Origin of the sequence: Agrobacterium sp. CNPSo 2736 (genome assembly GCF_004005385.1) — a bacterium.
Classification (GTDB): Bacteria; Pseudomonadota; Alphaproteobacteria; order Rhizobiales; family Rhizobiaceae; genus Agrobacterium; species Agrobacterium leguminum.
Window position 1 is genome coordinate 71,387 of the sequence record NZ_RZTX01000006.1, and the last position, 22,462, is coordinate 93,848.

21 protein-coding genes are annotated in these 22,462 nt (G+C 60.3%); 11 read left to right on the forward strand and 10 right to left on the reverse strand.

The window, feature by feature from the left end:
* Positions 1-111: 111 nt before the first annotated feature.
* A complete protein-coding gene (locus EM858_RS12330) occupies positions 112-507 on the forward strand; it encodes a cupin domain-containing protein (RefSeq protein ID WP_080820451.1) in 396 nt (131 codons plus the stop codon).
* Positions 508-611: 104 nt separating this feature from the next.
* Here EM858_RS12330 and EM858_RS12335 read toward each other — a convergent pair whose 3' ends face one another.
* Complete coding sequence (locus EM858_RS12335; RefSeq protein ID WP_080820449.1) at positions 612-1,511, reverse strand: LysR family transcriptional regulator; 900 nt, start codon at positions 1,509-1,511, stop codon at positions 612-614.
* A gap of 137 nt (positions 1,512-1,648) precedes the next feature.
* Between EM858_RS12335 and EM858_RS12340 the strand changes: the two genes are divergently transcribed.
* Positions 1,649-2,422 (forward strand): SDR family oxidoreductase, encoded by a 774-nt coding sequence (locus tag EM858_RS12340; RefSeq protein WP_080820447.1) that lies wholly within the window; start codon positions 1,649-1,651, stop codon positions 2,420-2,422.
* A gap of 150 nt (positions 2,423-2,572) precedes the next feature.
* Positions 2,573-3,451: a hypothetical protein gene (locus EM858_RS12345; RefSeq protein ID WP_080820444.1), complete on the forward strand. Its 879-nt coding sequence runs from the start codon at positions 2,573-2,575 to the stop codon at positions 3,449-3,451.
* A gap of 15 nt (positions 3,452-3,466) precedes the next feature.
* Here EM858_RS12345 and EM858_RS12350 read toward each other — a convergent pair whose 3' ends face one another.
* The gene (locus tag EM858_RS12350; RefSeq protein ID WP_031234048.1) at positions 3,467-4,495 is read right to left on the reverse strand and encodes a LacI family DNA-binding transcriptional regulator; all 1,029 of its coding nucleotides are present in this window, start codon (positions 4,493-4,495) and stop codon (positions 3,467-3,469) included.
* Between the two features lie 139 nt (positions 4,496-4,634).
* Here EM858_RS12350 and EM858_RS12355 point away from each other — a divergent pair, with 139 nt between their 5' ends.
* From EM858_RS12355 to EM858_RS12385, 7 genes are all read left to right on the forward strand, one after another.
* The gene (locus tag EM858_RS12355; RefSeq protein ID WP_080820443.1) at positions 4,635-5,669 is read left to right on the forward strand and encodes a Gfo/Idh/MocA family oxidoreductase; all 1,035 of its coding nucleotides are present in this window, start codon (positions 4,635-4,637) and stop codon (positions 5,667-5,669) included.
* A 12-nt stretch (positions 5,670-5,681) separates the two neighbouring features.
* Positions 5,682-6,584, forward strand: coding sequence for a sugar phosphate isomerase/epimerase (locus tag EM858_RS12360; RefSeq protein ID WP_127756854.1), 903 nt, complete (start codon positions 5,682-5,684; stop codon positions 6,582-6,584).
* Between the two features lie 62 nt (positions 6,585-6,646).
* Positions 6,647-7,879: a sugar ABC transporter substrate-binding protein gene (locus EM858_RS12365; RefSeq protein ID WP_127756855.1), complete on the forward strand. Its 1,233-nt coding sequence runs from the start codon at positions 6,647-6,649 to the stop codon at positions 7,877-7,879.
* Between the two features lie 115 nt (positions 7,880-7,994).
* Positions 7,995-8,897, forward strand: a complete 903-nt coding sequence (locus EM858_RS12370; RefSeq protein WP_127756856.1) for a sugar ABC transporter permease — start codon at positions 7,995-7,997, stop codon at positions 8,895-8,897.
* On the forward strand, positions 8,894-9,721 hold the full coding sequence (locus EM858_RS12375) for a carbohydrate ABC transporter permease (protein ID WP_065655228.1): 828 nt from the start codon (positions 8,894-8,896) through the stop codon (positions 9,719-9,721). Before EM858_RS12370 ends, EM858_RS12375 begins: the two co-directional genes overlap by 4 nt.
* A complete protein-coding gene (locus EM858_RS12380; RefSeq protein ID WP_127756857.1) occupies positions 9,718-10,803 on the forward strand; it encodes an ABC transporter ATP-binding protein in 1,086 nt (361 codons plus the stop codon). The genes EM858_RS12375 and EM858_RS12380 overlap by 4 nt, the downstream gene beginning before the upstream one ends.
* Positions 10,804-10,857: 54 nt before the next feature.
* Positions 10,858-11,079, forward strand: a complete 222-nt coding sequence (locus EM858_RS12385) for a hypothetical protein (protein WP_127756858.1) — start codon at positions 10,858-10,860, stop codon at positions 11,077-11,079.
* Between the two features lie 19 nt (positions 11,080-11,098).
* Here the strand turns inward: EM858_RS12385 and EM858_RS12390 are convergent, their stop codons facing one another.
* The 7 genes from EM858_RS12390 to EM858_RS12420 form a co-directional block, all read right to left on the reverse strand.
* The gene (locus tag EM858_RS12390) at positions 11,099-11,725 is read right to left on the reverse strand and encodes a dual specificity protein phosphatase (protein ID WP_127756859.1); all 627 of its coding nucleotides are present in this window, start codon (positions 11,723-11,725) and stop codon (positions 11,099-11,101) included.
* 48 nt (positions 11,726-11,773) lie between these two features.
* On the reverse strand, positions 11,774-12,688 hold the full coding sequence (locus tag EM858_RS12395; protein WP_164865415.1) for an inositol monophosphatase family protein: 915 nt from the start codon (positions 12,686-12,688) through the stop codon (positions 11,774-11,776).
* Positions 12,689-12,749: 61 nt separating this feature from the next.
* A complete protein-coding gene (locus EM858_RS12400; protein WP_127756861.1) occupies positions 12,750-13,871 on the reverse strand; it encodes an ABC transporter substrate-binding protein in 1,122 nt (373 codons plus the stop codon).
* 49 nt (positions 13,872-13,920) lie between these two features.
* Positions 13,921-15,069, reverse strand: coding sequence for an ABC transporter substrate-binding protein (locus EM858_RS12405; protein WP_127756862.1), 1,149 nt, complete (start codon positions 15,067-15,069; stop codon positions 13,921-13,923).
* Between the two features lie 14 nt (positions 15,070-15,083).
* On the reverse strand, positions 15,084-16,208 hold the full coding sequence (locus EM858_RS12410) for an ABC transporter substrate-binding protein (RefSeq protein ID WP_127756863.1): 1,125 nt from the start codon (positions 16,206-16,208) through the stop codon (positions 15,084-15,086).
* A gap of 33 nt (positions 16,209-16,241) precedes the next feature.
* Positions 16,242-17,375 (reverse strand): ABC transporter ATP-binding protein, encoded by a 1,134-nt coding sequence (locus tag EM858_RS12415; protein ID WP_003522023.1) that lies wholly within the window; start codon positions 17,373-17,375, stop codon positions 16,242-16,244.
* Positions 17,375-19,228 carry an iron ABC transporter permease gene (locus EM858_RS12420; protein ID WP_127756864.1) on the reverse strand — a complete coding sequence of 618 codons (1,854 nt, stop codon included), beginning with the start codon at positions 19,226-19,228 and terminating at the stop codon, positions 17,375-17,377. Before EM858_RS12420 ends, EM858_RS12415 begins: the two co-directional genes overlap by 1 nt.
* A 513-nt stretch (positions 19,229-19,741) precedes the next feature.
* On the opposite strand from EM858_RS12420, the gene EM858_RS12425 reads away from it, so the two are divergent.
* Positions 19,742-20,728, forward strand: a complete 987-nt coding sequence (locus tag EM858_RS12425) for a LacI family DNA-binding transcriptional regulator (protein ID WP_020811113.1) — start codon at positions 19,742-19,744, stop codon at positions 20,726-20,728.
* 48 nt (positions 20,729-20,776) lie between these two features.
* On the opposite strand, the gene EM858_RS12430 is transcribed toward EM858_RS12425, so the two are convergent.
* Complete coding sequence (locus EM858_RS12430; protein WP_080820422.1) at positions 20,777-22,420, reverse strand: Na/Pi cotransporter family protein; 1,644 nt, start codon at positions 22,418-22,420, stop codon at positions 20,777-20,779.
* Positions 22,421-22,462: the final 42 nt, after the last annotated feature.

A 22,462-nucleotide genomic window follows, 5' to 3' on the forward strand; every position in this document is an offset into this window, starting at 1 on the left:
GCTTCGGAAAACGTCCTTGGCCGGCAGATCATATCGGTTTTCATTTCACTGTGGACAATGGGAGGATTCCCGCTTCAAATCGCCTCGAGTCAGCCATCAGGAGAATGACCAATGGAAATATTGCGCGCAGGAACACGGGCATCGGCGAAAGGCCCCGAGGCGTGGTTCACGGGGCAGGTCCGCATCGATCCCCTCTTCAACCCCTTTGATGCCGAGCGGGTTCAGGGCGCTCAGGTCACCTTCGAACCCGGCGCCCGCACCGCCTGGCACACCCATCCCCTCGGCCAGACCCTGATTGTGGTTTCCGGCCTCGGGCGGGCGCAGCGCGAAGGCGGCCCGGTGGAGGAAATCCGTCCCGGTGATGTCATATGGTTCGCACCGGGCGAAAGGCACTGGCACGGTGCCGCACCCGATGTCGCCATGACCCATATTGCACTTCAGGAGGTCAAGGACGGCAAGGTGGTGGACTGGATGGAACAGGTGACGGATGACCAATATGGCGGCTGACGCGGATGTGCCGGCGTGGCGGATGAATAGCCCGTAACAGTGCAGCAGCGTCGACCGGTGACGAAACATCCGCAACCAATGGCGGTGGCCTGCAAACCGCGACGCTACAGAAGCCGTTGTCGCAGCAGAGCCTCCAGCCACTCCGCAAAGACCTGCAGCCGCCGCGACAGATGCTGTCGATGGGGATAAAGCAACGTCATCGGCATCGGCTCGGCCCGATGGGCCGGCATGACCTCGATGAGTTCGCCGTTCTCCAGATGCGGACTGACGTCGTAAGCCGGTATCTGGATCAAGCCGAGACCGGCGAGACAGCAGGCGATATAGGCCTCGGCATTGTTGACGGTGACGCGGCCGCGCATGGAAAGCGAATGCAGCGTCTCGCCTTCGAACCATTCCCAGTTTTCCACCCGCCCGCTGGAGGGCGACGCGTAATTGACCGCCCAATGGCGGGAAAGATCGTGGGGCGTTTTCGGCGCTCCATGATGCGCGAGATAGGAGGGGCTTGCGACATTGATCAACGGCAGCTTGCCGATCGGCCGCGCGATCAGGCCGGAATCGCTGAGCGGTCCGACGCGCAGCACACAATCGATATTGTCTTCCACCAGATCGACAGCGCGGTCGGTAACGCCGAGGCCTATGTCGATCTGCGGATAAAGGTCGAGAAATTCCGGCAGTGCCGGTGCGATGACCAGCCGCCCGATCCGGCCCGGCACGTCGATCCGCAACCGGCCCGAAGGCTGCGCCGCCGTCTGCCGGAAGAGATTTTCCGCATCTTCGACATCGGCGATCAGCCGCTGGCAGCGCTCGTAAAAGGCCGAACCATCCTCGGTTGGCGAGACCTTGCGCGTCGTGCGGTTCAGCAGCCGCGCACCGACACGCCCTTCCAGTTCCTGCACCGCCGCCGAAACCGAAGAACGCGGTATGCCAAGCGTATCGGCGGCCCGCGTGAAACTCGCGCAGTCAACGACGCGTGTGAAGATGCGGAACAGGTCGATACGGTCCAACCGAAAACACCTTATTGTGCGGTTTTTCTGACAAGTTATGTCAGAATAAGCGCCTTTATCGCGCAAAGCTAGACGATATCCTGCTGCAACGAAAGCGGCCACCAGCGTGGCCGAGCACGGCAAAAGGAGGCCGACCCATGACAGACCATTCCCTCAAGGGCAAAACCGCCATCATCGCCGGCGGCGCGAAAAATCTCGGTGGATTGATTGCCCGCGATTTTGCCGGCCAGGGCGCCCGCGCCATCGCCATCCATTATAACAGCCCCGCAACCAGGGCGGATGCCGAGGCAACGGTGGCCGACGTGAAGGCGGCTGGCGCTGAGGCTGTCGCCCTTCAGGCCGATCTCACCACGGCAGGTGCGGTCGAAAAGCTGTTTGCCGATACCGTCGCCGCCATCGGCCGCCCGGATATCGCCATCAATACCGTCGGCAAGGTGCTGAAAAAGCCGATCCTCGACACGTCGGAAGCCGAATATGACGAAATGACTGCCGTCAACGCCAAGTCGGCCTTCTTTTTCCTCCAGCAGGCCGGTCGCCAGGTGAGCGATAACGGCAAGATCTGCACCCTCGTGACATCGCTCCTTGGCGCCTTCACGCCGTTTTACGCCAGCTATGCCGGCACCAAGGCCCCGGTGGAACATTTTACCCGCGCGGCGGCCAAGGAATTTGGCGAACGCGGCATATCCGTGACGGCAATCGGTCCCGGACCGATGGACACACCATTCTTCTACGGTCAGGAAACGCCAGAGGCGCAGGCCTATCACAAGAGCGCCGCCGCTCTTTCCGGCTTCTCGAAAACCGGTCTCACCGATATCGAGGACATCGTTCCCTATATCCGCTTCCTCGTCACGGATGGCTGGTGGATGACCGGCCAGACCATTCTGGTCAATGGCGGTTACACCACGAAATAGTCGCTGCCGGATGGCACCCGGCTCAGGCCAGCGGCTCGTTTCGGGTAGCAGAACCGCGATGCAAAAAAGTATCGAACGCCATATGGCCTGAATTATATATGCCGGTGTAAAACCCCCTCATCCTGTTGATGGAAACCTTGGGGGTATCGGATGAATTCCGGGCGTCGTGGCGTTCTCGCATTTCTGGGCGGCCTTGTACTGGCAAGGCCGTCTCTCGGCGCAGCATCGGGCAAGCCTGCGGCCTTTGCCGAATCCCGTTCCGAATACAAACCCCGGCATATCCTCTGCTTTCTTGGCGCGGAAAATGGGCTGGCGGCGCTGCAGAAGAGCGCCCGCGCCGCCATCGATGATTTTGCGCCCGATTTCAGCCTGGATGACGATTATTCACAGGATGAGGCGGACGACCGAATGGAACGATCGTTCAATGTCTGCTGGGATCGCGTCGACCCCGATGCCTACCAGCCGGAGGATGAGCAAGCCGTCGCCGCGCACGGCTCGGTTCTTTACGTGCTCGGCCCATCCATGGATGCCGAAACGGCCGTGAAGACATCCGCAAAGGCCCTCGGATTTGTACAGCACATGCTCGATCACGGCGCTACCGCGGTGAAGGGTGAAAGTGCGGGCGTCGCCCATGGCGCAAGGCGCTGGAAGCAGCTTTACGAGCAGTCGCGCGGCGAGGCGGCCGCCGATGACGGGATGGCGCTTGCCAGAACCTGCCGTCTGGCTTTCGCACGCCGCCCCATAGGAGACGATGCCGAAGGCATGACAAGCGTTGGGTTTCACCTGATCGGCTTGCCTGATGTGCAGGTACGCTTCACCAAAAAAGACCAAGACCGACCATCGACGAACGCCGAACAGCTGAAGATCGCCGCCTTGATAGACGATATCGCCGAGCAATTGGCGCGTGACGGCGTTGAAGCCACCCTGAAGGGCCGTCGCGCCTCCCTCTCCGACGACACACGGTATGAGGAGGACGAATATAAATTCAATCCTTTCGGCGTCGTGAGCGTTGACGACCTCAAGCTTTGATACCCCTCTGCTTCCTTATGGGGCGGGGTCGCTCTCGCCGGCCACCAGAAGCATGGGCCACACGCAATGGCGCGCCTGATCGGGGTAAAACGGCGCGTAGGCCGGCATGGTCGATAGCAGCGTCTGGGCCACCGTGACGCCGAGATCATGCAGGGACATGCGGAAACTGGTCAGCCGTGGTTCCAGAAACTGGCCGCGCGGGCCATCGCGGAAGCCGATGACGGCGAGATCGCGCCCCGGTTTCAGGCCCACTTCCGCAAGCCGGCGATAAAGGCCGACCGCCATCAGTTCGTAGATCAGCACGATCGCCGTTGGCCGGGGCCGCATCTGCAGCCACTCGCTGGCGGCGTGATAACCGCCCTGCTCGCTCGATTTCGCACGGATGACCAGCGAGGAATCGTAGGCGATGCCATTGTCTTCCAGCGCGCGCCTGTATCCCTCCAGAAAAACATAACCGAGATTGATATCGCTGTCGGGCACCGCCACCGCAATCGAACGATGCCCGGCAGCGGCAAGGCGGTCGACCGCGTTTTTCGCGACGCCCTCGAAATCGAGGTCGATCCAGGCGTGAGTGTCGCTGGAAGCGGTCCGTCCGAGCGCCACGAAAGGCAGCCGGGTCTGCTTCAGGAAATCCACACGTTTGTCTATCCGTCGCGTCGCGGAAATGATCATCGCGTCCACCATGCGGCGCGCCACCATGCGCTTCAGATATTCATCCGGATCCTCTTCCCCCGGGCAGGGCAGAACGATGAGATCAAGATTATGCCCGGAAAACACGCTTTGCAGACCGTCCGTCACCCCCAGGAAGAAGTTGTCGGAGTTTTCAACGGTCTGCGCGTCGCTGCCGGTCATCAGGCCGATGACATTGGTGGTTCCCTGCCTGAGGCTGCGGCCGGACTGGTTGGCGACATAACCCAGCTTTTCCGCCGCTTCCAGAACACGCCGCCGCGTTTCTTCATTCACATCCGGCTTGCCGTTCAGGGCACGGGAAACAGTGCCTATCGATATCTCCAGATAATCGGCAAGCTGACGAATTCCTTTCATGCACTCCCCTCCCAGGCCCGGCGCGCAATCGACGCGCCCCTTAACGGTCTTGACATATCTAACATCATCGGCATAGTCTCGTAAACGTTTACGACGCTCTGCGCAAAGAGGAGTTTGCGAAAGAGTCCGGGGAGATGAGATGACATTCAATGCCGTTTTATGCGGGTGCGGAGCCATGGCCAAAGGCTGGCTGCGTGCCATTCAATCCACGCCGGAAATCGCCGGCGCGATCAGGATCGCCGGTCTGGTCGACCTGAACGAGAACACGGCCCGCGTGCTTGCCGAAGAATTCGCCCTCACCGATGCGGTCATCGGCACGGATCTCCGCGAGGTTCTCGCTAAAACGAAAGCCGACATCCTTTTTGATATCGTCATCCCGCAGGCGCGCTTCGCCGTGGTTGAGGCCGGTCTTGAGGCCGGGTGCCATGTGCTGAGCGAAAAGCCGCTTGCCGCCTCCATGGAAGAAGCCGGCACGCTGGTAGAACTGGCGAAAAAAGCCGGAAAAATTCATGCCGTGGTGCAAAACCGGCGGTTTGTGGCGGGTATCCGGCGGCTACGCCGCGCGCTGGAAGACGGCGTCATCGGCGATTTGACGGCCATCCACTGCGATTTCTTCCTTGGGCCGCATTTCGGCGGCTTCCGCGAGGAAATGAAGAACGTCCTGCTTCTCGACATGGCGATCCACACTTTCGACGCGGCCCGTTTCGTCGCCAATGAAAAACCCCTCTCCGTCTTCTGCGTGGAAAAGAACCCGGCCGGCTCATGGTATGCCCATGGAGCAAGCGCCAACGCCATTTTCGAGTTTTCGAATGATGTCGTCTTCACCTATCGCGGCTCCTGGTGCGCCGAAGGCGAGCGGACCAGCTGGGAAGCACGCTGGCGGCTGATCGGCTCCAAGGGCATGATCCTCTGGGACGGGGAAGACAATTTCTCCGCTTCCGTGGCCGGCGACGAACAGGGGCTTCTGCGGGGCTTTAGGACCGTAAACGTTTCCGAAGCCATTTCCGAGAAGGATACGCGCGGCCACGCCAGCGTCATTCTATCGTTCCTTCAATCCATCCGTACGGGTGAGATGCCGGAAACGGCCTCCTTCGACAACATCAACAGCCTTGCCATGGTGATCGGCGCGATTGAAAGCGCCCGCCTCGGCCAGCGTGTTTCCATTGCAGCATAAGGACTGAAAGACGTGAGCAATCCGGCAACATCCATCCGCATCGGCACCATGGTCAGCGCCACCAAGGGACAGGCGGCTGAGCGCATCGGCCAGATCGCCGACCTCGGCTTTGAAAGCTTCGAACCCTTCTTCTGGCAGACCACCAACGGTCAGGACCTTGCCGAACTCGGCAAGCGCTGCCGCGAGGCGATCGGTGAGCGCGACATCACCATCAGCACGCTCGGCATGTTCGGCAATCCGCTGGAAGAGACCGACATCGACCTTGAGACATTGCAGGGCTGGAAAGACTGCATCGACAATGCCCACCATTTCGGCGCGACCTGCGTTGCGGGGTTCACCGGCCGGCTGCGCGGCAAACCGCTGCCGGAGAGCCTTCCCCGATACAGGCAAATCTGGAGCGAGCTTGCAAAACGCGCCGCCGACAAGGGCGTGAAGATCGCTTTTGAAAACTGCGCCATGGACGGCAACTGGCAAACCGGCGACTGGAATATCGCGCACAATCCCGACGCATGGGAACTGATCTTCAACGAAACGCCGGACGAGCATATCGGCATCGAATGGGAACCCTGCCATCAGATGGTCTATCTGATCGACCCGCTGCCGCAGATCCGCAAATGGGCGGACAAGATTTTCCACGTACATGGCAAGGACGCGACCATCCGCTGGGATGTCATTCGCGAGCACGGCATTTTCGGCAAGGAAAAATTCGTCTTCATGCGCACGCCGGGTTTCGGCGACAGCAACTGGACGGACATTATTTCCGAACTGCGCCTCGCCGGCTGGACCGGCTCCATCGACATCGAAGGCTGGCATGACCCCGTCTATCGCGATGCGCTGGAAATGACGGGCCAGGTGCATGGCCTGAATTATCTGAAGAAATGCCGCGGCGGCGATTTCGTCGTCGATCCGACATAACGGAAACCTTTTGGGAGAAGGTTTTCGAAAATTGCAGAGACGATAACCAAGAGGAGGAGATTATGGGTATTGCGAAATGCATGATGGCCGGCGCATTTCTGCTGGCGGGCGTGTCCGCCGGCGCTATTGCGGCGCAGGCAGAAGATGTGACGTTGACCCTCTGGTCGCTGGATCGCGATATCCAGCCCGCGCCGAACCTCATCAAAGAGTTCAACGCGCTCAATAACGGCATCAAGATCGAATACCGGCAATTGCAGTTCGATGATGTGGTGAGCGAATCCATGCGCGCCTATTCCACCGGCAATGCGCCCGACATCATCGCCATCGACAACCCCAACCACGCCATGTTCGCCGCACGCGGCGCCTTTCTCGATGTGACCGATATGATCGCCAAGTCGGATGTCATCAGGACGGAGAATTATTTTCCGGGACCGCTGAAATCGGTGATGTGGGACGGCAAATATTTCGGCGTGCCGAAGGCCACGAATACGATTGCGCTTTATTACAACAAGGACTTGTTCAAGGCCGCAGGGCTGGACGCGGCAAAACCGCCGCAGACCTGGGACGAGCTGGTGGAAGCGGCGCGCAAGCTGACCGACCCCTCAAAGAGCATCTATGGCATCAGCTTCAGCGCCAAGGCGAATGAAGAAGGCACCTTCCAGTTCCTGCCCTGGGCGCAGATGGCGGGCGCGACCTACAAGAACATCAATACCGAGGGCGCCGTCAAAGCGCTCGAAACGTGGAAGCTGATGCTGGATGAAAAGCTGGCATCGCCGGATACGCTGACGCGCAGCCAGTGGGACTCCACTGCCACCTTCAACGCCGGCAACGCCGCCATGGTGATTTCCGGCCCATGGGAAATCGACCGCATGCTGAAGGACGCCAAATTCGACTGGGGTGTTGCTTTGCTGCCGGTGCCCACGCCCGACGCCCCCCGGTCTTCGGCGATGGGCGACTATAACTGGGCGATCTTCTCCAAGACGAAACATCCGGAAGAGGCCTTCAAGGCAATCGAGTTCTTCGCCTCTAAGGACAAGGACATGTTCAAGAACTTCGGCCAGTTGCCGGCGCGCTCGGATATTCCGGTTCCGCCAACCGGCAATGCGTTGAAGGATGAGGCGCTGAAGACCTTCGCAGAACAGCTGAAATATGCGCAGCCGCGCGGCCCCTCGCCCGAATGGCCTAAGATTTCCAAGGCGATTCAGGACGCCATTCAGGGTGCGCTTTCGGGACAGATGACGCCGAAAGCCGCGCTCGACCAGGCTGCTGAAAAGATAAAGCTGGTCGAAGGCTGATCTATCTGGGCGGGCGGCCGGATTTCTCCGGCCTCCACCCAAGGGGTTCCTCCCGGTGGGGCTGCCTGCCGCGACAAGCGGCGGCGGCCCCGCCTGGAGCTTGCGAGGATGTTTCATGAAAAAACTGTTTTCCAGCCTCAGTGACGGTCGCGGTTTCGATATCGTCCTTGTCGCCTTTCCTTTGGGCTTCCTGTTCGTCATGGCGGGGCTGCCGCTCATCTACAACATCGTCATGAGTTTTCAGGAAGTCGACATGTTCAGTCTGGGCACCGTCGTGCGCCCCTTCGTCGGCTTCAAGAATTACATCGATCTGTTCCGGCAGCCGGAAACATTGCCGATCCTTTTCAACACCGTCACCTTTGTCGTGGCCTCGATTGCCGGGCAATTCGCCATCGGCTTCGGTCTGGCGCTGTTCTTCTGGGTCAATTTTCCCGGCGCCACCTGGCTGCGCGGCCTGTTTCTCGTGTCATGGGTCATGCCCGGCCTCGTGGTGGGCGCAATCTGGAACTGGATCCTCTCGGGCGATTTCGGCGTGTTGAATTTCTTCCTGCGGGAAAGCGGCCTGATATCGGGCAATATCTTCTGGCGCTCCGATGCGAATTTTTCGCTCTGGGCCGTCATCATCGCCAATGTCTGGCTCGGCACCTCCTTCAACATGATCCTGCTTTCCGTCGGCCTCGCCTCCATTCCCGGCGATCTCTACGAAGCCGCGGAGCTGGACGGCGCCAATGCCTGGCAGCGCTTCTACACCATCACCCTGCCGATGATGCGCTCCACCATCGGTGCAATCGTCTCGCTCGGGCTGATCTTCACGCTGCAGCAATTCGATCTTTTCGCCGCCATTACCGATGGCGGACCGAACAACAGCTCCAACGTGGCGCAATATTGGGCCTGGGACCTGTCGTTCCGGCAATATGATTTCGGCAGGGGCGCCACGATCTCCGTCATCATGATCGTTTTCGTCATGCTGGCCTCCATCGTTTATGTGCGCTCCACACGGCATGAGGTGCGCGGATGAGCATCACGACCCGCAACCGCCTGATGCTGGCTATCGCCATCGTGCTCGCCATCATCTACCTTTTCCCGCTTTATTGGATGTATCTGACCTCGCTCAAAAGCGGGTCGGAAATGTTCGCCAATCCGCCCGCCTTCTGGCCCACGGACCCGCAATGGCAGACCTATGCCTATGTCTGGAACAGCCGCAACATGGGCCGATACCTGTGGAATTCGGTGCTGATTGCCTCCAGCGCGGTGCTGCTGATCACCATTCTCGGCGTCGGCTGCGCCTATGTGCTGGCGCGCTATCGCAATGTCTGGGTGGATATCGGCCTGTTCCTCATCCTCATGCTGCAGGTTCTGCCGGCATCGCTGATGATCACACCGATCTTCGTTGGTTTCTCGCAATTCGGGCTTCTGGATTATCCGCGCCTGTCGGTCATCCTCGCCATTGCGGCGAAAAGCATGCCCTTCTTCGTGGTGCTTGTGCGCGCCACTTTCATGGCCGTGCCGCAGGAGCTGGAAGAGGCGGCGCTGGTGGACGGTAATTCCCGAGTCGGCGCGTTTTTCAACATCGTGCTGCCGCTTGCCAGAAACGGCATTCTCGTCAGCGCCATCCTCATCTTCATGCAGGCCTTCGGCGAGTTCGTCTATTCGAAATCGATGATCCAGGCGGCCGAACTACAGCCGGCGAGCGTCGGCCTCAATTCCTTCATGGGCCCCAACACCAGCGAATGGAACAACATCATGGCCTATGCGACCATGTATGTGACGCCCATTCTCGCCCTCTTCATTCTCTTGCAGCGCCGCATCGTTTCCGGCCTGACCTCAGGAGCGCTCAAATGACCCTTCAGATCGAACTTTCCGGCGTCAACAAATATTACGGCGCCTTCCATGCGCTGAAGAACATCAACCTTTCCATCGAGAAGGGCACCTTCGTCGCGCTTGTCGGCCCGTCGGGCTGCGGCAAGTCCACGCTTCTGCGCTCGCTCGCCGGGCTGGAGACCATATCGGCCGGCGACATGCGCATTGCCGGCAGGCTCATGAACGGCGTGCCGCCGCGCAAGCGCGATGTGGCCATGGTGTTCCAGTCCTATGCGCTCTACCCGCATATGACCGTGGAGGAAAATCTCACCTATTCGCTGCGTATGCGCGGCGTCGCCAAGGCCGAGGCCCGCAAGGCGGCGGAAGAAGTTGCCGCCACAACAGGTCTTTCAAAGCTGATGAAGCGTTATCCGCGCGAACTTTCCGGGGGCCAGCGCCAGCGCGTGGCCATGAGCCGGGCGATCATCCGCAACCCGCAGGCCTTCCTGTTCGATGAGCCGCTTTCCAATCTCGATGCGGCGCTACGCGTCCACATGCGCAAAGAAATCCGCGCGCTGCACGATCGCCTGCATGCCACTTCGGTCTACGTCACGCATGACCAGATCGAAGCGATGACCATGGCCGATCATGTCGTCGTCATGCGCGATGGGGTCGTCGAGCAGCAGGGCACACCGCTGGAACTATACGACCGCCCGGTCAATCGTTTCGTTGCGGGCTTCATCGGCTCGCCGGCCATGAATTTCATTCCGGCGACCGTCAGCCCGGATGGCGCGTCCCTTCAGCTCAGCTTCGGCGAAAGCGAGCCGCAACAATCGATCGGGAATCCGGCCTCCCTGCCGCCCGGCAAAGATGTGATCGTCGGTATCAGGCCGGAACATATCCGGCCGGCCGCAGCAGACAGGGCGGCATTGACGCTGCCGGTTTCCGCCGTGGAAACGACCGGTTCGGCCACCTTTCTCACAACGGGAACCGCCATCGAACTGGTCATCGCGGTGCAGGGACGCAGCGCTGTCAAGGCCGGTGAAACGATCGGCCTCGACATCGACCCGTCCGATATGCATTTGTTCGATGCGGAAACGGGCGTCGGCCTCCTGACCCGTTGAGCGGCGGTTTTGCCGGCTGTTTCCTCCGCCGGCAAACACGAAGCGTGGAGTCGAATGACCATAAACGGGAAAACAGTATTCTTTATCGGCGCGGCCATCCTCGCCGGTCTCGTCGTCATCCAGCTCAAGGATGTCCACATCGCCATCGGGGAACGCGCCATGGGAGGTTACGACGGTTCGAGCAACCCGGAAGCGGCCTCGCGCGCCGAGCGGGAAGCAAAAGAGGCAGCCGCACGTGCCGAGGCTGCGGCAAACGCGCTGGAACCGCAAAACTGACCAGACAGTCTTCCGCCTTTCAATGCGCGGCGTCGATCATGGCAATCCAGCCGGCGGCCCGGCGGGCAGCATCCGCAAGCACGGGTTTCGGCGCCTTGTACCATTCGTTCTCCGGCAATTCGCGTTTCAGGCGAACGAAGCCGATGGCGTCATCCAGCGTCGGAAACTCCGTTGGCAGCGTGAGATGCAGGAAAAGCGCAACGATGGCGACGGAACGCGAACGGCCGCCCCGGCAATTTATGAGCACGTTGCCACGCTCCCGCCGGGGATAGGAGGGCTTGTCGGGCAATATCTGCTCCAGCGCCGCTCGCAGGATATAATGGGCCGCAACCATCTGGGTATCGGGATTTCCGCTCCCGTCGATCAGGCCGATCTTATAATAGCGGATTTCGCCCGGCCCATAGACGCTGCCTTCGTGGTCGGAAACGACCTGTGACTGCTCCACGAAATTGAAATCCAGATTGACGGCGCAATTGACGACGGTGGTAATCCCGTTCTGGCGTAGAAGATTGAGGTCGCTCGCCCCCTCCTTACCGGAAATGAAGAGATCGACGCTGTAAAGCGGATGCTGCTCATAGATGCGGCTGAGCTTCGGCAGCTCGCCTGTTTCTTGCTCACGGAATGGGGTCGGTCGCGATTGCGGCATGTCATGTCTCCATCGGCGTCTATACGGCCGCCGTCATCTATTGCGTCTTCAGGCCTTCGCGGCCGACTGGTTCAGTTGCATCGCTGCATTGGCGATGCGGCTTTCGGATATGGATCGCGCCACCCGCTGCAATGTCGGATAGCTGCCCCCCTCACCCGTGGCGATATAGCCCGGGCAAAGGAAATCGGCGGAACCTTCCGCCACCTTTCCGAGGGTCAGCGGCTCATAGGTTCCGCCGGCGTTTTTGAGAATGAGAATGGCGGCGGCCACATCCCACGCATTGACGCCGAAACCGGCGGCCGCATCCGTCCAGCCGGCCGCGACATGGGCAATGCTGAGCGCAGCGCTGCCGGGTCGGCGCAATGTCGAAAAGGTCTCGGCGAGAGTGCCGAAATTGGCGAGCGCCGCTTCCCGCCCATCCAGCCGGAAATCGCGCGAGACGGGATAGCCTGTGATGAGCGTCGCCCGCGTCTCATCTGCAACGCTGCGGGAATGCAGCCTTTCGCCATCAAGATAGGAGGTTTTGAGATCGGCGGAAAACATCTGGTCCGCCACGGAATCGTAAACCGCGCCGGCGACGGCTTCTCCATCGATGACGGCAGCGATGGACACGCACCAGAAAGCAAGGCCGCGGGCGAAATTTGCCGTGCCGTCTATGGGATCGACATACCATTGCACCTCACCGCTACCGATCTGGCCGCCCTCCTCGCCCATGATCGCCGAATTGGGCTCCCGTTCGAGAATGACGGCGCGGATGGCAGCCTCGGCGCGCTTGTCATGGATGGTCACGATATCGTGGAGATCGACCTTGTAATCCACCGCCATATCCGACCGAAACGCCGCCAGCAGCGGATCGCGCACGGCACGCGCCGCTGTTTCAGCGATCTTCATCAACCGCACAGAGCGGGAAAACGCATCCTCGTCTCCAGGTTTCCGTTCGCTCAATGAGGTCTGCATCGGCATGTCCAGTCCGTTCGTTCGCAAAGAGGAGGAGGCGGCGCGGCACGGGCCGCGCCAGCCGGGGTTATTTCGTATAGTTGACGCGCCAGAAATCCTGCCATTCCTCGCGGCGGTCGAAATCATCGAGACCGGTGGCGGAATCGTAGCCCATCAGCCGGTCAGCGACCTTCATCAGCCCCGAAGGCTCGTCATCCGGCATCTTGATGTCGGTATTGGTCGGCAGCTTGCCGTCCTTCATCTGCGGGGCGATGCCCTCTTCCGTCAGGACGTAATGGATAAAGAGCTTGGCCGTGTTCGGGCTTCTGGTCTTGGAGGCCATCAGGCCGAGCTTGATATAGGTCCAGCCGACCCAGGGATCGAGATCGGTGCAGAGGCCGAGCTTGTAGCCCTTGTCGGCATTGTCGCGAAATTTGGCCGAACTCAGCAGGCCGAAGAAGGGCTGCTTCTGACCCGGCGCGCCCACCGCCTCCGCCACCGGGTCGTCGCCATCCGTGGCGAGCGGACCATTCGCGGCCAGCGCCTTGATCCAGGCGGCTGCCGCACCCTTTTCCTCCATCTCCTTGCCGGAATGGGCCTTGTAGGCTGCCGCCACCTTTTCATTGCCGTGGGCTTCAAGCTGGTTGAACCAGTCCGTATAGGTGCTCTTGCTGAGCGGATCGACCATGGCGACCTTGCCTTTCCATTTCGGCTCGGTCAGTTCCCAGATATTCGTCACCGGGCATTTGCCATAGGCTTCGGTATTATAGGCCCAGACGTTGGCATTGGTGGAAATGGCCAGCGGGTTTTGAAACTGCGCCGGGATTTTAGAGGCCATGTCGCCCGGCAGATAATTCTCGACGAAACCTGCCGGCAGAAGCTGGGCGAGCGCCGAAGGCGCATCGGTGATCAGCACCACATCGCCCTGCACATTGTTCGACTGGCTTTCGCGGATAATCATCTCCAGCTGGCTATTGGCGGAAACCTTCACTCCCGTCGCCTTCAGCCCGTACTTGGCGCTGAATTTATCGGCCATCTCAACGATCTTGCCGGTGCTGTCATAGATGTTGATCGGCTTCTCCTGCTTCGCAGCCGCAAGAACAGCATCGAGATCGAAAGTCTCTTCAGCCGTGGCAGTCAGTGCGGAAACGCCCATAATCGCTGCAGCTGCGGCCATGGCCGAGGCGGTTCTAAAATTGGTTCTTCGCATCGTTTCCCCTCCCAAGGAAAAGACAGGCGGGCTCGCACCCGCCTTCCGTTTATTTTTTGTAGTTCACACGCCAGAAATCCTGCCAGCCTTCGCGCTTGTCGAGGTCGTCGGCCGCCGTTGCGGCGTCGAAAGCCATCAGCTCATCGAGATGATTGGCGACCTTCGAGGGCTCATCCGCCGGCAGTGCTATTTTCATATTGCCGGAGAGTTTACCGTCAGCGGTCTGCGGCGCGATGCCTTCTTCCGTCATCAGGTAATGCAGGAAAAGCTTCGCCGCATTCGGGCTTTTCGTTTGCCCGGCAATCAGCCCGAAACCGGGATAAAGAAAGCCGGAAAAGGGCTTTACGCCGCTGCAAAGACCGAGCTTCAACCCCTTGGCCTCGTTGTCACGATACTTCGCCACCGAAGTGATGACGAAGAAAGGATCGGCCTGCCCCGGCGCACCGGCCGCATCCGCCACCGAACTCGAATCCGTCAGCAGCGGTGCATTTTCGGCAAAGGCTTTCACCCAGGCCGCGGTTGCGCTTTTTTCGCCCGTTTCCAGCTTCCTGCCGTAAAGGTCCTCATAGGCCCTGGCGACATCGGCATCGTGATGGGTTTCGATCTGGTTGAACCAGTCGGCATAAAGCGGCTTGTCGAAGAGATCGAGCATGGCGAGCTTGCCCTTCCACTTCGGCTCCGTCAGCTGCCAGATGTTGGTGACCGGGCATGCGTCGTATTTCTCGGTATTGTAGGTCCAGACATGCGGATCCGAGACGACCACGAGCGGATCGCGCAGCTTTTGCGGAATATCGCCTTCGAGATCGGGCGGCGTCCAGCTGGTGGCGATGCCTTCCGGCAAAAGCTCGCCCATGGCGGAGGCGACATCGGTTGCCACGCTGACATCACCGACGACATTGCCCGCCCGATGTTCGCGGATCATCAACTCGACCTGCGTTGCCTCATTCACCTTCTTGCCGCTCGCCTGCACGCCGTATTTGGCGGTGAAGGCCTGTGCCGTATCGACGATCTTGCCGGTCACCGCATAAACCGTGATCGGCTTTTCCTTCTTCGCGGCGTCGATGAGCGCATCGAGATTGAAGGCATCCTGCGCATGGGCGGCCCCGCTGAGCGCCAGCGAAAAGCCGAAGCAAAGTACGGAGGCGGTCCTCCGCCGCCTGCGCTCATTGCCATTCTTGTTCTGAGTAGTGATCGTCACCAGATGGTCCCCCGTTATTTTTTGTAGTTCACACGCCAGAAGTCCTGCCAGGTTTCACGCGCGTCCCAGTCTTCAAGGCTGGTCGCCATGCTGTAGGGCAGAATGTCATCGAGAACGGCGCCGATACCCGACGGCTCATCCGCAGGCAGGCTCACTTCTTTGTTGGTCGACATCTTGCCGTCGATCGCCTGCGGCGCGATGCCTTCGGCGGTCATGATGTAGTGAATGAAGAGCTTCGCCGCGTTCGGGCTGTTCGTGCCCTTGGTGATCAGCCCGACGCCCGGATAGAGCCAGCCGACCCAGGGTTTCAGCTCCTTGCAGAGGCCGAGTTTCATGCCCTTCTCGGCATTGTCGCGGAACTTCGCCGAGCTGATGAGGCCCATGAAGGGCTCCTTCTGGCCGGGAGCGCCTACGGCTTCGGCGGCGGCCGCATCGGCGTCGGTCAGCAGCGGAGCGTTGGCGGCAAGCGCCTTCACCCAGGCCGCAGTCGCGCTCTTTTCCCCGGTTTCGAGGTCCTTGCCGTGAAGCGCCTTATAGGCCGCCTTCACCTCGCCGTCGCCGTGGCTGGCCATCTGGTTGAACCAGTCGACGTAGGAGGCCTTGCCGAGCGGATCCTGCATCGCCACCTTGCCCTTCCACTTCGGGTCGGTCAGTTCCCAGATGTTGGAAACGGGGCATTTGTCGAAAAGCTCGCTGTTATAGGCCCAGACATTGGCGCTGGTGACGACGGTAAGCGGGTCCTGATATTCCGAGGGAATATTGCCGGCCATATCCGGCGGCAGCCAGCTTTCGACGAAACCGAGCGGAATAAGCTGCGCCATCGCCGCAGGCGCATCGCTGATGATCGAGACATCGCCCTGAATATTGTTGGCGCGCGCCTCGCGGATGATCATTTCCAGTTGGGCGGAGGCCTTCACCTTCGCGCCCTCTGCGCCGACACCATATTTTGCCGCGAAGTTCTTCGCCATTTCGACGATCTTGCCCGTGCTGTCATAGACGGTGATCGGCTTTTCCTTTTTCGCCGCCTCGATCAGGGCATTGAGGTCGAAAGGTTCTCCCGCCTTCGCCGCGCCGCCAAGCGTTGCGGCGATCGCCGTTGCGCATAACAGCCGGCTCAGGCACGTCATTGTCCGCTTCATACTGCTTCTCCTTCAGCCGTCTCGGCGGCGTTTTCAGTTGTAGGTGCTGTTGCGCAGAACGGCGTCCGCCTCGGTGATGCGCTGACCCCTCACGTCAAAGGCGTGCAGGGCCTCGGGCGGCACGTGGAAGAACACGCGGTCGCCGCTGTCGATACGCGGCAGAGAATGGGTGGTCAGGAACAGCGTATGGTTCTCGCTTCTGAGTTCGAGAATCCAGCTACCGCCGGTCGGCAGCACGCCGGTCACCGTCATCTCGCCGGAGAAGCTGCCCTGCGGCACATCCTCGGGCTTCATCGCATAACCCATCGCCTCTGGCCTCATGCCGATCGAGGCGATGCCGCGCAGTTGCGGATAACGCGTTGCGAAATAGGCTTCCGCCCTGTCGGCTATATCCGACACGCCGGGCTGGCCGAAGGTCAGGATATTGATCGGCGGGCTTCCTACGAATTCGGCGACGAAACGATTGGCCGGACGGTCATAGATATCGTTCGGCGTGCCCATCTGCTGCAGTGTGCCCTCGTTCATGACGGCGATGGTGGTGGCAAGCGTCATGGCTTCCCACTGGTCATGCGTCACGAAGACGATGGTGGTCTTGAACTCTTTATGCAGCCGCTTCAGCTCGGCGCGCATTTCTAGCCGCAGGCGGGCATCCAGATTGGAGAGCGGCTCATCGAGAAGCAGAACGCCCGGATTGACCGCAAGCATGCGGGCGAGCGCCACGCGCTGCTGCTGTCCGCCGGAAAGCTGCGACGGATAGCGGTCGCGATATTTGGCGATATCGAGCGCCTGCATGACGCGCTCCACCCGTGCTTCGCGCTCCGCTTTCGGCAGCTTGCGCAGGCGCAGACCGAAATCCGTATTGCGCTCGATGGTCAGATGCGGCCACAAAGCGTAGCTCTGGAAGACCAGACCCATTTCACGTTTTTCCGGCGGCACGAAGATGCCTTCGGTAACGGAATCGATCACCCGGTCGCCGACGCGGATTTCCCCGCCGGAGAGGTTTTCAAGGCCGGCGATCATGCGCAGCGTCGTGGTCTTGCCGCAGCCGGAAGGGCCGAGCAGACACATGAACTCGCCGTCGCGAATTTCGAGATCAAGATCGGAAACCGCATTTGCGGAGTTCACGCCATAGTTTTTCTGCGCACCGCGCAGGTTGATGGTAGGCATCAGCTTCCAAGTCCTTCTGCAAGATTTGTGCGGGTCATCTTCTGGGCCAACAGCGTGCCGAAATAGGCGATGGCGGCGATGATCAGCACCACGGCGTTGGCGGCCTGCGTGTAGTGATAGTCGACCAGCCGCAGCGAATAGGTGGTCAGAACATCCGTGCTTGGCACGGCGAGGATCACGAAGAGGCTTAAGCCCTTGATGCCCGAAATGAAGGGCAGGAGAACCCCGGTCACCAGCGATCCCTTCTGGATCGGGATAACGATGGAGATCATGCGGCGGAACCAGCCCGCGCCGGCGATCTGCGCCGCCTCTTCCGGATCCTTTCCAAGCTGCGTCATTGCTGAAATGCCGGCGCGCGAGGCATAGGGCATCTGGTCGGCAATCAGCGCCAGGATGAGGATCGTCACCGTGCCATAAAGCGCCGGCATCGGCCCGCGCGGAACGGCAAAGAGCGACAGATAGGCGGCGGCAAAAGCGATGCCGGGCACGAGATAAGGCAGGAACGTCACCTGTCGCAGATAGACCGACAGGGCCCGCACCGGTGTGCGGATGACGACATAACCGACAAGCAGGCCGAGAATACCGGATGTGAGCGAGGCAAGACCGACGATCATCATCGTGTTTTTCGCGGCTGCCCACAGATCGGGGCTCAGGAGCACGCCGGTCTGCAAAGCCACCGTGTTGAGATTGCTGCCGATCCAGTAATCGAGCGTGAAGTTGTCGAACGTGAAGCGGGCCGGCATTTTCATGACGGTCGAAAGCGCCAGGGTCAGAAGCGGCAGACCGACGCTGAGGATGAAGATGGCAGCCGCAAAGCCGGTTGCCGGAAGCCGCATCTTGCCGAGACGGCTCTGCCGGTTCATCGAGCCCTTCGAACCGATGGTCACGAAACGGCGGGCTTCGCGAACGAGGCGGGCGTCGATCATGAGCGTAATGATGCCGATGAGCATGATCGAGGCGGCAACGACGCCGGCAACGCCGGTCTGGCGCGAAGCAATGCTGCGGAACAGCGAGGTGGACAGGACCTCGAACTTCACGGGCAGCCCGAGAACATAGGGCACGCCGAACTCGCCGAGGCACTTCGCGAAGATCAGCACCATGGAAGAAAGCAGCGCCGGGCGCATCAGCGGCAGGATGACCTGCAACGCCACCTGATAACGATGGGCGCCGAGAATGCGGGCGGAATCTTCAAGCTGCGAGTCGAAGCGGCGAAGCGCCGAGCCGAACAGCAGGATGACGAAAGGCGTGTAGTGCAGGGCAAGGATAATGGTGATCGGGAAACGCCCATAAGCCACCCAATCCGGCGGAGTGAGGCCTATCGCCTCGAACCAGCCGGGCTGACCGCCAACGGTGCGATTTTTAAACAGCGTCGTCCAGGCAAGCGCAAAGGTCCAGGCCGGCAGCATATAGGGCACGATCAAGGCGGTGGCGAACCAGCGACGGCCGAACATGTCCGTCCGGCTGATAAGCCAGGCGAGCACGGTGCCGATGACGAGCGAAAGCGCAATCGCCCCGAATGCCACGGTCAGCGTATTGAAGAGCGGACGCCAGAAAAGATCCGATGCGACGGGCGAAAAAAACGCCCTGTCGAGATAATAAAGCGTGAGATCGCCGACATCCTTGCTGAGACGCCGTTCGTGGCCGAACTGGACGCGGACGGCGTCGAGAATGATCGAAATGATCGGAACGACGATCAGATAGGTGAAAAGCAGCGCCGTCAGGACGCCGATCAGCGTCGTCGGCTCCCTGAGCGCGACCTTGAGACGATACCGCCAGGCCTGCCATGCCGAAGGCGCGGTCGCCGGGGGACTTCCCAGCGCCTCCGCCTTCGTCGATTCGCTTAAAAGAGCCATTATCTCTCCCCATATGGCCACGCAATTGCCGCCACACGCCGGCAAGCACCCGCCTTCGCGCGACCCTCAGAACAGGCGGCGCGTGCGTTGACCTTCAGCAATGCGTCAATGCTTCACAAGCGGGCGTCCAGCCCACAAATAACGATGATCCAGCTCCTCCCGAAAACATCGCCGGCAAGGCCGATGTAGAATAAAAATTCCATATCTTCCTTGACCTTGGAATGCATGATCCGTCTTAAAAGACATTTTGTCAATGAAAAAATGCACACGTGATCACTAACTTATTTATTTGTTTTAAAATGGTTTTTTGTCACAAAACTGTAATTTTTGAACGAGCTTGCGTGGGAAACGTTTTTCCCCTGCATGGCGACAATGGAACGGATGAGGCATTTTCCTGGAATGCAGGCGGCCTTTTCTCAGCCTTGCCGAGCGCGGGTGAAAAATTTCAATTGGAATAGCCGACATCATATGGCCTGTGATATCAGGCATAGGATTTCGCAACGGGGGAGTTGAATGGCGAGAGGGTTCGTGACGGCCGAAGAAGTGGCGAAAAAGGCCGGGGTTTCGCGCTCCGCCGTCTCGCGCACCTTCACACCCGGCGGCAGCGTATCGAAGGCCGTCCGGCGCAAGGTACTGAAAGCCGCGCAGGAACTCGGCTACCGTGTCAACCGGCTGGCGCAGGGCCTCAACAATGACCGCTCCAATCTCATCGGGGTCGTCGGCGCCAACCTCAGCTCTCCCTTCATTTCAAAGCAGCTCGATCTCCTCAGCATCGGCCTTCTGCGTCGTGGCCTGCAATGCCTGCTGCTGAATGCGGCGGATGCCCGCAAAGACATTGCGCCGCTGATCGAGCTTCTCTTCGAATTCCGTGCGCAGGCCATCGTCGTTCTCTCCGGCGAACCGCCGGCCTCGATCGTCGATGAATGCATCGCCAATGGCGTACGCCTCATTCTCATCAATCAGCGTCTTGATCGCACCGATACAAATATGGTGCTGAGCGACGATTCCCGCGGCGCCGATCTTGCCGCCATGCGGCTTGTGGAAGCGAAATGCAAAAAGGTCGCGGTCATTTCCAGCGGCAGCCAGACGCCGGCACAGTTGCGCCGCGCCGCCGCCTTTACCCAGCGCATGACCATCGAAGGCATCGAGGTCGTTCCATGGTCCGGCGGGCCGACGAGCTATGACAGCGGTTATCAGGCCGGCTGCGAGTTGCTATCCGACAAGACGATAGACGGCGCTTTCTGCGTGACCGATCTGCTGGCGCTCGGTTTCATGGACGCCGCGCGGCTGGAAATGGGCCGCCGGGTGCCGGAAGATCTCTCGATTGTCGGCTTCGACGATATTCCGCAGGCGGGCTGGAAAAGCTACCAGCTGACCACCGTTGCCCAATCCTTCGACGCATTGACCGAGAAGGTTTTAACCGCGCTCGATAGCGATGAGCCGGAAACCCGGCTTCAGGTCGTACCCGTTTCCATGGTCGAGCGTATCACCGCGCGCTAGAGCAAATGCGTTCCGGGCATAAGCCGTCATGCGGCTTTACCATATCCCCTAACCGACCTGCTTGATGCGGCTTTCGATAAGAAGGCCGCTTTCATCGAGGATCGGATGGGCGACGGCGGCAATATGGGCGTTGATGCGTTTCAGATCGCGCAACATGTCGAGATGCACCGAGCTGGTCTGAATGCTGTCAGCCCGCCCGTCGCGCAGGCGCTGGAGATGGCGCTCCGACGACTGCTTTTCGAGGCGCCGCACATCTTCCTTCACCTCCACCAGCCGGCGTGCAAGCGCGGCATTGCGGGTTGCGAAGACGGATTGCGCCATGCGGATATTGTCGAGAGTGACGGTAAAAAGACGCTCAAGCTCGCTCTTGCCATCATCGGAAAACCGCAGTCCGAGATCGATCTTCTTGGCGATTTCCGGGCGGATGCCTTTCTCGATGATATCGCCGATATGTTCGAGATTGATGGCATATTCGACGATATCCATCGCACGCCTTTGGTCTTTCCCGCTCAAGCCGTCCTGCCCCACCTTCGAGACATAGACCTTAATGTCGTGCTGTATCCGGTCGACCCGGCCTTCCAGCGCGCTGATATCATTGAGTTTCGCAACGTCGCTGTCACGCATGGCTTCGCCCGCCTGCCGCAGCATGCGCTCGATCAGATCGCCGACCAGAAGAACCTCGCGGCTCGCGCCGGCAAGGGCGGCAACCGGCTGATCGAGATCGTGGCTGTCGAGATAGCTGCGATGGCTTTCGCTTTTCTCTTTTTCCGGAAGCAGCGCCGTCGTTACCCGCAGCAACAGCGGTGAGAGCGGCCAGGCGATGGCGGCGACGGCCAGGTTGAAGAAAAGATGCGCATCGACCGCGAGATTGGCGTGAGAAAAAGGCGACATCTCCAGCAGCGCAGCGCCATATCCGGCAAGAGGCAGCGCCGCGAGACAGCCGATTGCCCTGACGATGAGGTTGCCGACGGCCACCCGACGCGCTGCAACCGGTGCTCTCAGCGTCGCCAGCACCGGCGGCACCGCGCCGCCGAGATTGGCGCCGAGCACCAGAACGATCACGAGGCTCGTTTCAACCCCGCCGCTTGCGGCAAGCGACAGGATAAGAACGACAATCGCCAGACTGGAGGAGGCGAGCGCGGCCAATACGGCGGAGAAGATCAGAGCCACCGGCCAGGCATTGCCGAGCATGCCGATGAAGAGACCGAGCGCCGGCGATTGCCTTATGGGATATGTCGCAGCCGAAAGAAGATGCAGCGAAAGCAGCATCAAGCCGACACCGGCGAGCGCCGCACCGGCCCCCTGCCGTTGCACCGATTTTCCGCGTGACAGGACAACACCGGCAAGGATGAGCATCGGCGACAGCCAGCCAAGCCCAAGCGCCACAATCCAGGCGGTCATCGCCGTGCCGACATTGGCCCCGAGCAACACGATCTGCGCCATGGCCGGCGCGATGAGGTCCTTTTCGACGAAGGAGGCGACCATCAACGCCGTGGCGGTCGAACTCTGCAAGGCGATTGTCGCCACGAGACCGGCGATGAAAGAACGAAACCCGCCCCGCGTGCCGGCCGCAAGGCCGATGCGGAGCCGGGCGCCGAAGGCGCGCGACATTCCGTCCTTGATTTGCCCAAGGCCGAAAAGCAGCAGCGCCACTGCGCCGAACAGATTGATGCTGACCACGACAGATTCCATCGGATCACCCCGCTTGTCATTCTCGCCGCCGGTCTGGGCTCA

Coding starts and splice junctions, on each gene's coding strand:
- EM858_RS12340 (WP_080820447.1), top strand. CDS start 1,649: ATGACAGACCATTCCCTCAAGGGCAAAACCGCCATCATCGCCGGCGGC.
- EM858_RS12330 (WP_080820451.1), top strand. CDS start 112: ATGGAAATATTGCGCGCAGGAACACGGGCATCGGCGAAAGGCCCCGAG.
- EM858_RS12385 (WP_127756858.1), top strand. CDS start 10,858: ATGACCATAAACGGGAAAACAGTATTCTTTATCGGCGCGGCCATCCTC.
- EM858_RS12355 (WP_080820443.1), top strand. CDS start 4,635: ATGACATTCAATGCCGTTTTATGCGGGTGCGGAGCCATGGCCAAAGGC.
- EM858_RS12390 (WP_127756859.1), bottom strand. CDS start 11,725: ATGCCGCAATCGCGACCGACCCCATTCCGTGAGCAAGAAACAGGCGAG.
- EM858_RS12345 (WP_080820444.1), top strand. CDS start 2,573: ATGAATTCCGGGCGTCGTGGCGTTCTCGCATTTCTGGGCGGCCTTGTA.
- EM858_RS12400 (WP_127756861.1), bottom strand. CDS start 13,871: ATGCGAAGAACCAATTTTAGAACCGCCTCGGCCATGGCCGCAGCTGCA.
- EM858_RS12415 (WP_003522023.1), bottom strand. CDS start 17,375: ATGCCTACCATCAACCTGCGCGGTGCGCAGAAAAACTATGGCGTGAAC.
- EM858_RS12425 (WP_020811113.1), top strand. CDS start 19,742: ATGGCGAGAGGGTTCGTGACGGCCGAAGAAGTGGCGAAAAAGGCCGGG.
- EM858_RS12370 (WP_127756856.1), top strand. CDS start 7,995: ATGAAAAAACTGTTTTCCAGCCTCAGTGACGGTCGCGGTTTCGATATC.
- EM858_RS12410 (WP_127756863.1), bottom strand. CDS start 16,208: ATGAAGCGGACAATGACGTGCCTGAGCCGGCTGTTATGCGCAACGGCG.
- EM858_RS12380 (WP_127756857.1), top strand. CDS start 9,718: ATGACCCTTCAGATCGAACTTTCCGGCGTCAACAAATATTACGGCGCC.
- EM858_RS12350 (WP_031234048.1), bottom strand. CDS start 4,495: ATGAAAGGAATTCGTCAGCTTGCCGATTATCTGGAGATATCGATAGGC.
- EM858_RS12395 (WP_164865415.1), bottom strand. CDS start 12,688: ATGCCGATGCAGACCTCATTGAGCGAACGGAAACCTGGAGACGAGGAT.
- EM858_RS12430 (WP_080820422.1), bottom strand. CDS start 22,420: ATGGAATCTGTCGTGGTCAGCATCAATCTGTTCGGCGCAGTGGCGCTG.
- EM858_RS12375 (WP_065655228.1), top strand. CDS start 8,894: ATGAGCATCACGACCCGCAACCGCCTGATGCTGGCTATCGCCATCGTG.
- EM858_RS12420 (WP_127756864.1), bottom strand. CDS start 19,228: ATGGCTCTTTTAAGCGAATCGACGAAGGCGGAGGCGCTGGGAAGTCCC.
- EM858_RS12365 (WP_127756855.1), top strand. CDS start 6,647: ATGGGTATTGCGAAATGCATGATGGCCGGCGCATTTCTGCTGGCGGGC.